This window comes from Rhodococcus sp. NPDC057297, assembly GCF_042667435.1.
Classification (GTDB): Bacteria; Actinomycetota; Actinomycetes; order Mycobacteriales; family Mycobacteriaceae; genus Rhodococcoides.
Genome location: NZ_JBHUZE010000009.1, coordinates 167858 through 182320, shown reverse-complemented (window position 1 = coordinate 182320; position 14463 = coordinate 167858). Strand labels below are relative to the sequence as shown.

At 63.7% G+C, this 14463-nt stretch carries 12 protein-coding genes; 7 read left to right on the top strand and 5 right to left on the bottom strand.

Translation table 11 applies throughout. The features are described from left to right. Nucleotides 1–103 precede the first annotated feature (103 nt). The 5 genes from ACFULT_RS22760 to ACFULT_RS22740 form a co-directional block, all read right to left on the bottom strand. On the bottom strand, nucleotides 104–628 hold the full coding sequence (locus tag ACFULT_RS22760) for a VOC family protein (RefSeq protein WP_378482591.1): 525 nt from the start codon (nucleotides 626–628) through the stop codon (nucleotides 104–106). A gap of 133 nt (nucleotides 629–761) precedes the next feature. Then, on the bottom strand, nucleotides 762–1463 hold the full coding sequence (locus ACFULT_RS22755; protein ID WP_378482590.1) for a TetR/AcrR family transcriptional regulator: 702 nt from the start codon (nucleotides 1461–1463) through the stop codon (nucleotides 762–764). A 96-nt stretch (nucleotides 1464–1559) separates the two neighbouring features. Further along, the gene (locus ACFULT_RS22750; protein WP_378482589.1) at nucleotides 1560–3104 is read right to left on the bottom strand and encodes an NAD-dependent succinate-semialdehyde dehydrogenase; all 1545 of its coding nucleotides are present in this window, start codon (nucleotides 3102–3104) and stop codon (nucleotides 1560–1562) included. A 138-nt stretch (nucleotides 3105–3242) separates the two neighbouring features. Further along, entirely contained in the window at nucleotides 3243–4901 is a 1659-nt protein-coding gene (locus ACFULT_RS22745; RefSeq protein ID WP_378482588.1) for a cytochrome P450, read from the bottom strand. A gap of 64 nt (nucleotides 4902–4965) precedes the next feature. Beyond that, a complete protein-coding gene (locus ACFULT_RS22740) occupies nucleotides 4966–6243 on the bottom strand; it encodes an FAD-dependent oxidoreductase (RefSeq protein ID WP_378482587.1) in 1278 nt (425 codons plus the stop codon). 251 nt (nucleotides 6244–6494) lie between these two features. On the opposite strand from ACFULT_RS22740, the gene ACFULT_RS22735 reads away from it, so the two are divergent. From ACFULT_RS22735 to ACFULT_RS22705, 7 genes are all read left to right on the top strand, one after another. After that, on the top strand, nucleotides 6495–8003 hold the full coding sequence (locus tag ACFULT_RS22735) for an APC family permease (protein WP_378482586.1): 1509 nt from the start codon (nucleotides 6495–6497) through the stop codon (nucleotides 8001–8003). Nucleotides 8004–8091: 88 nt separating this feature from the next. Further along, nucleotides 8092–8967 carry a Gfo/Idh/MocA family protein gene (locus ACFULT_RS22730; protein WP_378482585.1) on the top strand — a complete coding sequence of 292 codons (876 nt, stop codon included), beginning with the start codon at nucleotides 8092–8094 and terminating at the stop codon, nucleotides 8965–8967. A gap of 106 nt (nucleotides 8968–9073) precedes the next feature. Further along, the gene (locus ACFULT_RS22725) at nucleotides 9074–10057 is read left to right on the top strand and encodes a cyclase family protein (protein WP_378482584.1); all 984 of its coding nucleotides are present in this window, start codon (nucleotides 9074–9076) and stop codon (nucleotides 10055–10057) included. Next, nucleotides 10054–10947, top strand: coding sequence for a hypothetical protein (locus tag ACFULT_RS22720; protein ID WP_378482583.1), 894 nt, complete (start codon nucleotides 10054–10056; stop codon nucleotides 10945–10947). Before ACFULT_RS22725 ends, ACFULT_RS22720 begins: the two co-directional genes overlap by 4 nt. Then, the gene (gene iolC / locus ACFULT_RS22715; RefSeq protein WP_378482582.1) at nucleotides 10944–11951 is read left to right on the top strand and encodes a 5-dehydro-2-deoxygluconokinase; all 1008 of its coding nucleotides are present in this window, start codon (nucleotides 10944–10946) and stop codon (nucleotides 11949–11951) included. Before ACFULT_RS22720 ends, iolC begins: the two co-directional genes overlap by 4 nt. Before the next feature lie 70 nt (nucleotides 11952–12021). Beyond that, nucleotides 12022–13161 (top strand): Gfo/Idh/MocA family protein, encoded by a 1140-nt coding sequence (locus ACFULT_RS22710; protein ID WP_378482581.1) that lies wholly within the window; start codon nucleotides 12022–12024, stop codon nucleotides 13159–13161. After that, a complete protein-coding gene (locus ACFULT_RS22705) occupies nucleotides 13158–14162 on the top strand; it encodes a sugar phosphate isomerase/epimerase family protein (protein ID WP_378482580.1) in 1005 nt (334 codons plus the stop codon). Before ACFULT_RS22710 ends, ACFULT_RS22705 begins: the two co-directional genes overlap by 4 nt. Nucleotides 14163–14463: the final 301 nt, after the last annotated feature.

The window sequence follows — 14463 nt, the reverse complement described above, 5'->3', positions numbered from 1 at the left end:
CCACCAATGAGATGCACTTCAATCGCGGGATGGCGGAGTCACGACACGAGAGGTCGGCGGAGACGCGGCGGCGCGGGCCGAAATTGTGCGTGCGTGAGGTCTGTCAGGCCGGAGCCCAGCGGGGTAGGGCCATGCGATGCGTGGTGCCCCGCTCGTACGGCATTCCCGGCTGCCACTGGATGAGTTCGAGGACCAGGCCCCAGTCGGTGCGGAAGTATGCCCAGCGCAATCCATCCATGTCGTCTTGTTCGCGGATGACCGGTGAGATCGATTCGGTGTCGGCCCGCGCGGTCAGTTCTGCACTGGCGGCGTCGATGTCGTCGACATGCATGCACAGGTGCCATCCCCCGGGGTCGGCAGGGCGCGGCGCCGCATTCGGCAGTTCGGCGGTGCGGTTGGTGTATTCGAGCAGTTCGAGATTGAACGAGTCACCGAGTACTAAATTCGCCTGCCGCAGCGTGCCGGGTTCCGGCTCGGTCTCACCGGGCCAGATGTACCCGAAATCGTCGTAGGGTCCGGCGGTGATGACGACATCGAACCCGAGCGCGTCGACGAAGAAGTCGACCGCCTGCTCCAGATTCGGTACCGCCATACCCAGATGGTCGAATGCTCGTTTGACGTTGATCATGTGTGTCCTCCAAGAATGCGACGTGATCGAACGGGCGGCCATGGCCCGACGGGTAAAACTTACGAACGATCGTTAGCCCTATGATAGTGCGGGGAGCTTATATTCGCAGCGACTTTTCGGCGCTGGTGCTTCTTTAAATGATTGGTAGAGAGAGGATTTGGCGGCTCAGGAGCACGGCCTGGTCGGCGCCTGTGTCGATGGTGTCGGCGCCGGTACCGAGGTCGAACCAGCGAGAGGCGCCTTCGAGCAGTGTCATCACGATTTTGACCCGGCGGGCGGTGTCCGTGACGCCCATGTCCCAGGCGGCCGCGACGTAGAGCGATTCGTACAACTCGACCCAGCGCGTCACACGCTCACTGAGTTCGGGCGGCAGAACGTGGGCCGTCCGGTCGGTGGCCACGATGAGGTCCCAGAGATTGCTTTCGGGCAGTTCGATCTGGCGGGTGAAGTGCAGTCGCACCATCGAATCCCAGAAGGTGGACGCGTCGGGTGCGCCTGTCACCGCGTCGACGAGAGCGTTGCTGAACTGCCCGAACTGCCACCGCAGTGATTCGGTGATGATTTCGTCTCGCCCCCCAGGGAAATGGGTGTAAATGCTCGGCGCCTTGATGTCGAGTTCCTTCGCCAGGGTGCGCATACTGACCGAGTACATGCCGTGAGTGACACACAGGTTCAGAAACGCTTCGAGCACCCGCCGCTTCGCCGGGGACATTCCGTCGCGACTGGTGGAGTCGAATTGACGGCTGAACTCATCGAGCGCGTACTGACGCGATGAAGCGGTGTCGACAGGGCCGAGCGCGGCGGATGCCGATGTCGCCGACCTGTGTGTGCTCATCGTCATGATCGTAACGGCTGGGTATGTGCGTGCCTTGCCTGGGCATATCGGCGCGCTGCTCGCTGAGTCGTCATGTTAATCCTTCGGTGGTCTGGATTAGCGGACGGTGGTGCGTCTTGGAGTGGCGCTGCCGACATGGGGATCGAGACCGACGTACTTGGTTTCGACGTATTCGTCGATTCCTTCGTATCCGCCTTCACGGCCGAACCCGGACTGCTTCATCCCGCCGAATGGCGCTGCGGCGTTGGAGACGATGCCCTGGTTGACACCGATCATGCCGAAATCGAGTGCTTCGCTGACTGCGATGGTGCGGCTCATGCTCTCGGTGAACACGTAAGCGGCAAGTCCGTATTCGGTGTCGTTGGCGCGAGCGATGGCTGCGTCGTCGTCGGTGAAGGTGGCGATCGGTGCGACCGGTCCGAAGATTTCTTCTCGCAGGACTGCGCTTGCCGGGTGGACGTTGGTGAGGACGGTCGGGGTGTAGAAGTAGCCAGGTCCGTCAAGGACGGTGCCACCGGTGGCGATGTCGGCGCCGCGGGAGGTGGCGTCGTCGACGAGCTCTGCGACCTTGCTGCGTTGTTTGGCGTCGATGAGCGGTCCGACGGTGACGCCGTCGCTGATGCCTGGTCCGAGCACCTCCTTGCTCATACGTTCTGCAAGTAGGCCTGCGAACTCCGTTGCGATCGATTCGTGTACGAAGAACCTGTTCGCGGCGGTGCAGGCTTCGCCCATGTTGCGCATCTTGGCGAGCATGGCGCCCTCGACGGCGGCGTCGAGGTCGGCGTCGTCGAACACCAGGAACGGTGCGTTGCCTCCCAGTTCCATGGACACTCGGAGGACTTGGTCCGCGGATTGTCGAATCAGGTTCTTGCCCACCGGTGTCGATCCGGTGAAGGTGAGCTTGCGCAGTCGGGGATCGGTGATGAGCGGCGTCATCACCGCGCCGCTGGTCTTGGTGGGGATCACGTTGAGCACACCTGCGGGGACGCCGGCTTCGCGGAGTAGGTCGGCGAGGGCGAGCATCGTCAGCGGTGTCTGCGAGGCCGGCTTGATTACCATCGTGCACCCGGCGGCGATCGCCGGTCCGATCTTGCGAGTTCCCATGGCGAGCGGGAAGTTCCAGGGCGTGATCATCAAGGTGGGTCCGACGGGCTGACGCATGGTCAACAACCGGGTGCGGCCATCGGGGGCCATGGCCCATCGGCCGTCGACGCGCACTGCTTCCTCGGAGAACCACCGGAAGAATTCGGCACCGTAGGTGACTTCACCGCGGGCTTGAGCGAGAGGCTTACCCATCTCGAGAGAGATCAGGGTGGCGAAATCCTCGGTGCGCTCGATGAGTAGATCGAACGCACGGCGCAGAATTTCTGCCCGTTCGCGGGGGGCGGTGCGAGCCCAGCTGCGGGCGGTAGCGGTGGCAGCGTCTAGTGCGGCTGCTCCGTCGGCGACGGTGGCGGAGGAGATGTCGACGAGCGTTTTGCCCGTTGCCGGGTTTTCGACTGCGAGGGTGCTCGCGTCGGAGGATTCTCGCCAGGACCCGCCGACGAGGATTCCGGTGGGGACACGCTGCAGGAGACGTTCGACGTCCACTTCCCGCTGCTGATGCGTGGGGTTCGGTGATTCGGGAGTGTAGAGGGGCATGGGAGTCCTTCGGTGGGCACGCCGCCGGAGGGTTGGCGGCCGGATCGAGGGTGGTTGGAACGGAAACCACCGGGGGCTTCGGCGAGTAGTCGGGTCGGGCTGGGCGGCCGTTGGGCCGCCCAGCCCGACGCGGGTGGGTCAGCTGAGCGTGATCGGCATCTTGTCGTATGCGACGAGGCGGTCGGTGATTACGCGAGTGGGCTGTTGGGCGAGGGTGACGGTGGAGAACCGCTCGGCGATCATCGTGAAGATGACGTCGATTTCGGCGCGGGCGATCATCTGTCCTGCGCAGCTGTGGGTTCCGAGCCCGAAGGTGAGGTTGCGGCTGGTCTCGATCGGGCGGTGGTAGTCGAATTCATGCGGGTTGGTGAAGACTGCGGGGTCACGGTTGACCGCGCCGATGGGGAATTTGACCATGGATGTGGCCGGGATGATCGTGCCGGCGATCTCGACGTCTTCGGTCGGGAAGCGGGTCAGCAGGAGCTCGACCGGGTTCAGCCGCGCGATTTCGTTGACGATGCGTTCGCGGGTTTCGGGCTTGTCGCGGAAGTCGCGGAGCACGTCGGGGCGTTCTGCGAAGATTTCGAAGCCGGCACCGACGAGGTAGGCAGGATTGGGGGCACCGGACATGTAGAACAGCACCATGTTTTCGAGTACCTCGCGGTCGGTGACCTCACCGCGTGCGGCGGCGGCGAGCATCTCATCGGCTAGACCGTTGCCGGGGTTGGCCTTCTTTTCCTCGAGCAGCGCTGCGGTGGTGTTGAACATGTAGTCGAGGTTTTCGATGGATTTCTCACGGATGCCCGGTGCCGGGTCGGTTGCCTGGATGAGCATGGCGTTCCACAGCGCCCAGAACAGCGGCTCTACCTCGCCGTCGGGAAATCCGAGGACCTGCGCCATCGTGGTGTGCGTGGGCAGCACCCCGAGGTCGTAGTGGGCGTCGATGGTTTGTCCTGCTTCGTAGCCGGCGAGGATCTCGTTCATCGAGGTGCGGGTGGCTTCGACCCACTGCTTGATCAGCTTGGGGGTGAACCACTTCGAGAACAGGCGGCGCGCGCGGGTGTGCTCCGGCGGATCGAGCGAGAGAACGGTGTGCCCGAAAGCCAGCCACGGGTTTTCCTCGACCCAGCCCGGTTCACGGATGCTCATGTTCGGGGCCTTGACGAACTTCATCGCTTCCTCGTAGCCGAGGACGACGAAGGTACGCTCGTCGGTCTGGTGGACCGGGCCCATCTCGCGGGCCTTGTCGTACCAAGGGTGTGGATCGTTCTGGAAGTCCTTGTTGCTCCAGGGGAACAGGTCGGCCCGGTACTCGGTCGTGGTGGTCACTGCACGCTCCGATGCGGGAATCAGGATCGGGAGAGCGTCGTTGTCGGCCCACTCGCGGGCGACCGTCACCGGATCAAGCCCGGTGGTGGCGTCGTGCTTGCCGGTATTGCCGATTTGGGTGGCGCCGAGTTCGACGAGCAGCGAGGAGAGGGTCTTGATGGCGTTGTTGTAGTTGTCGTAGCTGCTGTCGCCCAGGCCGAATGCGGCGAACCGCAATCCGCTCAAATCAGGTCGCTCGGTGTCGAGTGTCTCGTAGAACGGCTCGGAGCCGGCGGGTAGTCCGCCCTCACCGTAGGTGGAGGTGATGACGACGGCGAGTTGCGTGTCGGCGACGTCGCTGGCCTCGAGGTCGCTGAGTTCGCGCAGCTGCGCGTCGACTGCGGCGCTCTTGAGTGCGTCGACGATTTCGTCGCCGACCATTTCGGCGTTACCGGATTCGGTGCCGTACCAAACGTGAACCAAGGTCACGGAGGTGTCCTTTCTTCGGTGGGGCTGTTGTCTCGAGAGTGGTTGTCGGTTCGACAACCGATGACTAGGTGGAGCGGGCGATGTGGTCGGTCATGTCCGACCAGGCTGTGAACTTGCGGCGTACGCGGCCTGGACGTGCGCGTTCGATCTCGGCGCGATCGATCCGTGTCCAGTCGTCGAAGGTGATCGCGTCGGACGGCAGTTGCTGTTCGATGCCGTGCCATCCGTCACGAGCGTCGGTTGTTTGTTTCAGACGCGAGATGACCTGTTGTGCGGCGACTTTGGCGAGGGCGCGATTTTCGGCGAGGTTGCCCAGGGCGCCGCTGTCGCACCCGCCGACCTTCACCACGCGGTCGTTTGGTGTCCGGTCGAGGCCATTGGGTGAGTCGATGAACCCCGTGGCGGTGACGACGGTGTCGACGTGATGGGTGAACGCCTCCCCCGACCGATCCGGCTGGGGGGCCGCGGGATCGTCGTTGAACCGGGTCCGCACGATCGTGCGCTGTCCGTCGGTGGCGATGGCTGTCGGAATTTCTTTGAATCGCACATCGACTCGAACGGAACGGCCAATGCCGGGTCGATCCGTTGCCGCGGATCGTGGTTCGAGCTCGCCGTCGAGGTATACCGTGACTCCGGGTAGGGCGCACAGCTCGGCGAACATCGACGCATCCCATCGCACCCGTTCCTTCGGTCCCCGGGAGAGCAGAGTGAGGTGTTCGATAGCGATGGTCGCCAACGCTTGTCGCGCGTCGTCGTCGACGTCCGAGCCCTCGAAGCCTTCGTCGGATTTGCACAGCAGTCGTGCCACATCCAAGGCGACGTTCCCGGTTCCGACGATCAAGACCTCGGATCCGAGCTGCGACGGGGTCGTACCGCGCAGGAGGCTATCGGGGTCGCCGTTGAGGAGCCTGAGTAACTGGCCGGCACCGACCACGCTCGCCCCGGCATCGATCGGTGCTGCGAGCGGGCGGTCGACCGCCAACCCGGTCGCCACCACGACCGCATCGAAATGCTCTTCGAGGGTTGCGAACGGCAGATCCTGTCCCACGCGGACGTTGCCGACGAATCGCACGTTGTCGGCGCCGAACAATCTATCGAATTGTCGGCTGACGTTCTTCATACCCTGGTGATCGGGTGCAACGCCGTATCGAAGCAGGCCGAACGGCGTCGGGCGTACGTCGAAAATCGTGACGTGAACATCCGGTAGTGACCGCCGCAGGGCCAGAGCTGTGTAGCACCCGGACGGTCCGCAGCCGACGATAGCTACATGACGGGCACCGGGATGCTGGGGGCGAGGTTCGGCGACAGGGGTGGCGGCAGTCGAACCGTGGTCGAGCGACATGGCAGTCTCCTGGACAGCGGAGGAAGGGCGGTTGCACTGGTCGACAGTGCGATGTGACGCACACTACCCTAACTATCGTTAGTAAGTCGAGTGTGATCCACTAACTCTTGTAAACATCGTGTGACCGAAATCCCGATTCCTCTTCACAAGCTTACGAACGTTAGGTAGCGTGCGTCTATCGCTTAGTGACCTGCGCAACAATCGACAGAACTAGCGACAGACACTTTTCCCCTCCACCTAAGGGATTTACCGTGACCAAAGCTTCCAACCTCCCCCCGGCGGCTGCCGGCGGTGCAGGCGCGTCGTCGACGCGCCTGTCGGGCAATCTCGGCGCGACGTCGCTGGTGTTGAGCGTGCTCGCATTCTCGGCGCCGATCGTCACAGTTTCCGGCTACATCGCGTTCGCGATCGGTTTCGTCGGCGAATCTGCTCCCCTTGCCTGGGTCGCCGCCACGATCGGGCTGGCGATCTTCGCAGTCGGTTACACCACCATGACCAGGCACATTCAGCGTCCGGGTGCGTTCTACGCTTATATGAGCGTGGGCTTGGGCAAGACGTTCGGGGTCGGCGGCGCCTACCTCGCCACGGTGTCGTACATGATGCTCAACGTCGGCATTTACACTTTCGCCGGCGTCATGATCTCCTCGTCTATCGAGGGCCTCGGCGGTCCATCCGTTCCGTGGTGGGCGTGTACCGCGGCGGGTTGGGTGCTGATAACAGTGCTCGGCCACTTTCAGATCGAACTGTCGGCCAAGTTTCTCGGTGCAGTCATGGTCCTCGAAGTCATTCTAGTCGCGATCTTCAATGTCTTCGTCCTCGCGAAGGGCGGTGACAGTGGTTTGTCCGCAGCGCCGCTGGACCCGACCAACTTCTTCAACAGCGGCACGGGCCTGGCGCTGCTCTTTGCTTTCGGTAATTTCGTCGGATTCGAGGCCACCGCGCTGTACCGTGACGAAGTCCGCGACCCCAGCAGGACTGTTCCGCGCGCGACGTACATGGCCGTGATCTTGATCGGCGGCTTCTATGCGGTGTCCGCTTACTCTCTCATCGTCGCCTACGGCCCAGGCGCTGCGGATCGTGCGAACTCCGAACCGACGTCGATGTTCGACACCGCCATGGCCACCTACGTCAGCCCTAGCTTGGCCAACATTACCCTCGTGCTCGTGGCGACCTCTGCTCTGGCTGCGGTGTTGTCCACCCACAATGTCGTCGCCCGCTACCTGCAGAATCTCGGCGCCGACCAGGCGCTGCCGCCCTTCCTCGCCGCAGTGCACCCCCAGCACAAGTCTCCGTACCGGGCCTCCGCCGTGAACGCCATCATCGTCGGTGTTTTGCTCATTCTCGCGGCATTGACCATTCCCGACGAGAACCAGATCATCGGCGGCGGAAGCGGTATCGGCACCGCCGGTGTGCTCACCCTGATGGCTCTAGTCAGCTTCGCAGTCTTTCGCTACTTCGCTCGAACCGGCCGCCCCGCGGGGGAAAGCCTGTGGCGAGTGGCGATCGCACCGCTGATTGCCCTGGTCATCCTCGGCACGGTGGTGATCTTCGCAGTCGTCCGGTTCGACCTGCTCGTCGGCGGCGAGCCCGGCGAAAATCTGTGGATGCTTCTCGTCCTCGTCGCCTTCCTCGCCGTTGGATGCGTTGTCGCGCAATACATGAAGCGCAACCGGCCAGAGGTGTACGCACGCCTGGGCCGCGCCGAAGGCGACATTTCCTCGACCGACCCCACGGGCGAAGCGCAGGCTCAGCAGCGCTGATCTCGGTGACCCGCCGGTGCCCTGTTCCGAACAGACCACCACCCAGCAAGACAGTTCCACTGCACTACGAGAAAGAGGTACACACACGATGTCAGCAGTACGAGTAGGCCTGGTCGGAGCGGGCCCGTGGGCCAAGATCTTCCATGCACCGATGATCACCGGCGGCCCGGAAACCGAACTGACAGCCACGTGGGCACGCAGGCCCGAAGCGGCACAGGAAATTGCCGACGAGTTCGGCGGCACGGTCGCGTCGTCGTTCGAGGATCTGCTCGACTCTGTCGACGCGCTGGTGTTCGCAGTCCCGCCGTTCATTCAGGCCGATCTCGCCGCACAGGCTGCAGCCGCAGGCAAGCCGATGCTGCTCGAGAAGCCTCTTGGAGTCGATCTCGCGCAGGCGGAAAAACTCGTGCAGGCAATCGACGAGGCCGGCGTTCCCACGCAGGTCATGTTCACCAACCGCTACAGCCCTAAGATTCGCGACTTTCTCGACAAAGCTCGCGCGCAGACCCCGATCGGCGCCGTCGGCTACTACATCAACCAAGCCGCACTGCCGGGCGGAACGTTCGCCACGCCGTGGCGACTCGAGAAAGGAAACTTGCTCGATCTCGGTCCGCACGTCCTCGACACTCTCGATGCCGCAGTCGGACCGATCGTCGAGGTCCGCGGCGAGGGTGATCTGAAGCGGTGGTACATCCTCACCGCCACCCACGAGGGCGGCGTCATCAGTCAGGCGCAGCTGTCGCTGACAAGCCCTGTTGTCGAGGACGTCGCCGGCGTCAAGGTCTATACCGAGCAGGGCGAACTTTCCTGCGAATTCGTCGGTAAAGACGGAGATCCCGAGGCACCGAACGTCATTCGGCGTGAATTTGCCGAGGTTGTTACGTCCGGCAAGTCACACGAGGTGGATGTCCACCGCGCTCTCTACATCCAGCGACTGCTTGAACAAGCGGCACCGAAGAACTAGCCAAGCCACAAGCGCCGCGGCGCTCGGCCCGACAGCCGAGCGCCGCGGCCCGAGGGCGACGACTGCACGCGATCGTCGTTGAACCACAGTACGAAAGGACAATTCTGTGTCGGATCGAACCGAGTCGGACAACCCTGCCGCCACCACGATCGAAGCCCTCCTCGGCCCCAACAGCCCGAAGAACTGGGGCAAGTGGGGCCCAGCCGACGAGGTGGGCAGTCTCAACTATCTCGATGCAGCACAAGTACTTCGAGGTATCACTGCGGTCAGCAGCGGCGAAGTGTTCACCCTACAGGTGCCCATCGGCGATCCAGAGCGACCCGATCCTGTCTGGCCCGGCCGTGAACCGGCGGTACGCACCGCTGTCATGGACGAAGGTTTCTTCGCCCGCGGCGAGGAGCCCGAGCCCAGCGACGGCCATCACTGGGCAGACGACAAGATTGAAATGTTCACCCAAGGCTCGACCCAGTACGACGCGCTCGCGCACTACTGGTACGGCGACCAGGTGTGGAACGGCTACCCCGCCGACAGCACCGTCGGTGAGCTCGAGAAGGCATCGGTGCTCCCGATCGCCGAACGCGGCGTGGTCGGGCGCGGTGTGCTCATCGACATTGCCCGAGCACGCGGCAAAGAGGTCCTCGACAGCGGCGAACCGATCACACTCGCCGATCTGCTCGCGGCCGCCGAGGCGCAGGGTACGACGATCGAACCGCGCGACGTACTGATCATCCGCACCGGCTGGATCGGCTCCTACTACCGCAGCTCCGGCGATGACTTCTACCGCGACTGGAACGAACCAGGCCTGGTATACAGCCGCGAACTCGTCGACTGGTTCCAGCGAATGGAAATTCCGAACCTCGTCACCGACACCATCGCCAACGAACTCAGCTTCTACCCCGGCGGACTGCAGCTGCCGCTGCACTGCGCGCTCATGCGCAACCTCGGTGTCACTTTTACCGAGCTTTGCCAACTCGATGCACTCGCCGACGCCTGTGCAGCCGACAAGCGGTGGAGCTTCCTCTATACCGCAGCCCCCCTGAAGATCTCCGGCGCCAGCGGCGCCCCCGTCAATCCGGTGGTAATTCGATGAACAGCCCTACCCAGATCACGTCAAAAGCCAGCTCCGTAAACCCTATCGACGTCTTCCGCGACTCACGCGGCCTGTTCACCATGGTCGCCGTCGACCAACGCGGATCCTTGCGGCACATGCTCAGCACCGGCCGCGGCAACGCGGCCGTCACCGACGACGACCTGACCGCATTCAAAGCCCAGGTCATCGACGCAGTCGGCGACGCCGCAAGCGGTGTACTCCTCGACAGCGACTTCGGCCTCGCCGCCGCACAGAGCTCACGCTGCCCCGTCATCCTCGCCGCCGACATCCTGTCCTCGAGCGAGGTCGGCGGCCCCGTCGACATCGCCGTCCTCGACGACGCCGTCACCGCAGAGACCGTCGAGCAGTTCCGAGCCAAGGCTCTGAAGTTCCTACTGCCCTGGCACCCTGCACGCCGCAGCGAAGCTGTCGACCTCGCCCACGCGTTCATGGAGCGCTGCCGTGAACTCGGTCTGCCCGGTGTCCTCGAAGGAGTCGTTCGCCCCCGTGAAGGCGACACCGTCTCGCCGCAGGGTTTCGCCGACGCCCTGATCACCGCCGCGGCCGATCTCGCCGCGACGCAGCCCGATCTGTACAAGACCGAGGTCGTCTACACCGGCGAACAAGACCGCGAGCTCGCCGAGGCCACCGCGCGCGCGATTTCCGAGCAGCTGTATTGCCCGTGGGTCGTGCTCTCCTCCGGCGTCAGCGGGGAAAACTTCCCCGACGCTGCAGCTTCTGCCGTTACTGGCGGAGCCAGCGGCTTCCTCGCTGGCCGCGCGGTGTGGAGCGAAGCCACGAAAGCGTCGCAGCCCGGCGACTACCTGAACAGCCATGCCGCGAAAAATCTGCAGAAAATCACCGACCGAGTCTGGGCGACCCAAGCATGAACACACTGAACAACACCATCCCCGACGTCGTCGCCGTAGGGCGCGTCTGCATCGACATCTATCCCGAGCAGTTTGGCGTCGGTCTCGCCGATATCGAGAGCTTCAGCAAGTCCATCGGTGGCAGCGCCACCAACGTCGCCGTCGCCGTTGCCCAACTGGGCAATTCGGTGCGGCTGGTGACGCGCACAGGCGATGATCCCTTCGGTGAATACGCACGCACCGAGATCGGGCGCCTCGGTGTCGACAACACCGGAATTACCCCGGTCCCTGGGTTGCAGTCGGTGATTACGTTCTGCGAAGTGTTCCCTCCCGATGACTTCCCCCTCTACATCTACCGCAAGCCCACCGCCCCTGACATGTACGTCGAAGACAGCGACCTGCCCCTCGATCTGATCGAGCAGGCGCCCATCTTCTGGACCACCGCCACCGGCTTGTCCCGCGAACCCAGCCGTTCGGCGCACTACACCGCATGGGCGGCCCGGGGACGCAGGTCGAATACCGTCCTGGACCTCGACTACCGGCCGATGTTCTGGGACAACGAGGACCACGCCCACACCGCCGTGTCCGAGGCGCTCGACCACGTCACCATCACCGTGGGCAATCTCGAAGAATGCCGGGTCGCGGTCGGCGAATCCGACCCAGAACGAGCAGCAGATGCATTGCTCGACCGCGGCGTCGAACTCGCGATCGTCAAAATGGGGCCACGCGGCGTGATGGCCCGGACGCGCACCGAACGCGTTGTCTCCGAACCGATCTCGGTCGACGTGGTCAACGGGCTCGGCGCCGGCGACGCGTTCGGCGGAGCATTGTGCCACGGCCTGCTGCACGGCCTGCCGCTGCAGCAGACCCTGGATCTGGCGAACGCAGCCGGTGCGCTCGTTGCGACTCGACCACAATGCTCGCTGGCCATGCCGACGCTGGCAGACCTGAACGAATTCGCCGCTCGCACCAAGAAATCGCACCACGAAGAGACCGCGGCGGCCGCACACGCGGCCACCACATAGGACCAATCCAACTTGATTCAGACCCGCCCGCGTCCAGCTTGGGCAGGTGCACGTGAAAGAGAGCAACGACATGACCGAACTCAAGGTCGCCATCATCGGCGGCGGCGGCTTCATGGGTTACGCCCACAGCCTCGGATGGGCGCTGGCACCGATCACCGCCGATACCGGTGCCACCATTCGGAAAGCTGTTCTCGTCGAAGCCGACGAAGAACGCGCCAAGACCGCGGCCGAGCGTCTCAATTGGGAAGACTGGTCCACTGACTGGCGGGAAGTCATCGCCCGCGACGACATCGACATTATCGACATCGTCACTCCCCCAGCCGTTCACGCCGAGATCGCCATCGCCGCACTCGCCGCCGGCAAACACGTCTTCGTCGAGAAGCCCATCAGCAACGACCTCGCCGAAGCCGACCTCATGCAGGCCGCCGCCGAGACCAGCACCGGCGTCAGCCAGGTCGGCTTCAACTACCGTCACGCGGCAGCGATGACGTTCGTCAAGCGCATGCTCGACGACGGCACACTCGGACACCCCTTGCAGTTCCGCGCCCACTACACCCAGGACGTCGGTGCACTCGGCCGTGTCCTGAGCGGGTGGCGGGCCAAGAAGGGTGCAGGAGGCTCCGGAGTTACCGGAGACATCGGCTCGCACATCATCGATCTCGCGTCCTACCTCGTCGGTGACATCGATTCCGTCACCGCCATCATCGGCGCCAAGGATCCCGCCGAGAACACCGCCTGGCTGCCCGACGACGAACGCCGCCAGGGCGAGTACCTCGACGACGCCGCCCTGTGGATGGCCAAGTTCGCCAACGGGGCCATCGGCTCGTTCGCGTGCACCGTGTACGCCTCCGGCCGCAAGAACCGCATGTTCTTCGAGCTCGAATGCACGGGCGGCACTGTCGAATTCGATTGGAACCACTCCGATCACATCAAGCTCAGCCTGGTCAGCGATGAGCCGGCCCAACAAGGCTTCCGGACCATCACCCTCAACGAGAGCCACGAGGACTACCGCTACCCACTCGGCGGCATGGGGTCGGGCTACGTCGACGACGCTGCACTGCAGCTGCAGAAGTTCGTCCGCGCCATCGTCGACAAGCAGGCCGGCTCTCCCAACTTCGCCGACGCCACCCGCACCCAGCGCGTCATCTCCGCGGTCATGCAGTCCGCCGACAGCCACCAGTGGGTCACGATCGACGAGGTGACCGCATGACCCTGGACCTGCGGTGGAGCACCGACATCGTCACCTTCTTCAACCCCACCTACTGGGATCTACCCGCCGATCTCCCCTACCCTGAGTGGGAGAAACGCGTTGACGTCGACCCTAAGCCCTTCTTCGACCGCATGCTCGACGGCGCAGCGACCGCCGGCCTGAGCGGCATCGAACTCGCCCCGGCCCCCGGCGGTTGGGTGAACGCCCTGAACTCCTATGGATCCGCAGCAGCATTCAAGAAAGAACTCGACGCGCGCAACCTCGTGCTCTCGTCCAGCTACGCACTACCCGTCCACCTCAAAGCCGTTCTGGACGCACCCGACGAGTCAGCCAAAAAAGCCGCCCGCCAACAGCTTCACGACGACACCGCCGCCCATGCCGAGTTTCTCCGGGAAGTGGGCTGCCCGACGCTGATCACCAGTACGATTCCCCGCGCCGAATTCTCCGAAATCGAGGGCGTCGACGCACCATCGGCGGATTTCGACGCGCCCACAGATCCAGAACTAATGGGCGAGGTCGCTGAAGAACTGAACGGCATCGGCAACGTCGTGTCGCAATCCGGGTTGCATCTCGCTATCCACACCGATGCGTACTCGCTTGCCTCGCGCACCGCCGACATCGATGCTCTGATGGCGCAGACCGATTCCGCGCGGGTCAAGCTGTGCATCGACGCCGGGCACATTGCTCTCGATGGCGGGGACCCACTCGCCGTCGCACGTGGCCACGCCGACAGGGCACCGGTGTTGCACTGGAAGGACTGCGCCGTCCATCTGCCGCCGCACACCCTCAGCGGTCCTCCTATGGTGCGGCACGACGAGATGATCAAGTACTTCCGCGTGATGGGATCCGGCGGTGTCGTCGATTGGCGCGAGTGGACCCGGATCCTGAAGTCCAAGCAGTGGAGCGGATGGGGCGTCGCGGAAATCGACATGTCCATCGATCCGCTGCGTGAGATTCGAGAAGGAATCGAGTACTACGACCGCGAACTGTCCACTCTCTGAAAACGTTCTACATCGCGCCGTTTCGATATCGCCGCTGCTGCGAAACAAGTGCTGAACACGAGAAAAGGTCGACGTCGATGGCTTACGAGGACATCATCATCAACAGGCTGATGCGAAGCTTGGAAGCAAAGGAATCAGCCGAGCGCACAGATGCACGCGCTGAGGGAGTCACACCCTGCTCGGACAGCAGCGACGACGACATTCGCCTGCTCGAATCGTGGCTTTCGCTGGAGAGCCCACATCCGCGGACCAAACGAAAGTTGTGGCAGGTCTTCAGAACTCGCCACTGAAACCAGGGAGC

Bases quoted from the DNA above. Each gene is read 5' to 3' on its own strand.
- ACFULT_RS22760 (WP_378482591.1), bottom strand. From the start codon at position 628: ATGATCAACGTCAAACGAGCATTCGACCATCTGGGTATGGCGGTACCG.
- ACFULT_RS22720 (WP_378482583.1), top strand. From the start codon at position 10,054: ATGAACAGCCCTACCCAGATCACGTCAAAAGCCAGCTCCGTAAACCCT.
- ACFULT_RS22705 (WP_378482580.1), top strand. From the start codon at position 13,158: ATGACCCTGGACCTGCGGTGGAGCACCGACATCGTCACCTTCTTCAAC.
- ACFULT_RS22710 (WP_378482581.1), top strand. From the start codon at position 12,022: ATGACCGAACTCAAGGTCGCCATCATCGGCGGCGGCGGCTTCATGGGT.
- ACFULT_RS22750 (WP_378482589.1), bottom strand. From the start codon at position 3,104: ATGCCCCTCTACACTCCCGAATCACCGAACCCCACGCATCAGCAGCGG.
- ACFULT_RS22755 (WP_378482590.1), bottom strand. From the start codon at position 1,463: ATGAGCACACACAGGTCGGCGACATCGGCATCCGCCGCGCTCGGCCCT.
- ACFULT_RS22740 (WP_378482587.1), bottom strand. From the start codon at position 6,243: ATGTCGCTCGACCACGGTTCGACTGCCGCCACCCCTGTCGCCGAACCT.
- ACFULT_RS22730 (WP_378482585.1), top strand. From the start codon at position 8,092: ATGTCAGCAGTACGAGTAGGCCTGGTCGGAGCGGGCCCGTGGGCCAAG.
- iolC (WP_378482582.1), top strand. From the start codon at position 10,944: ATGAACACACTGAACAACACCATCCCCGACGTCGTCGCCGTAGGGCGC.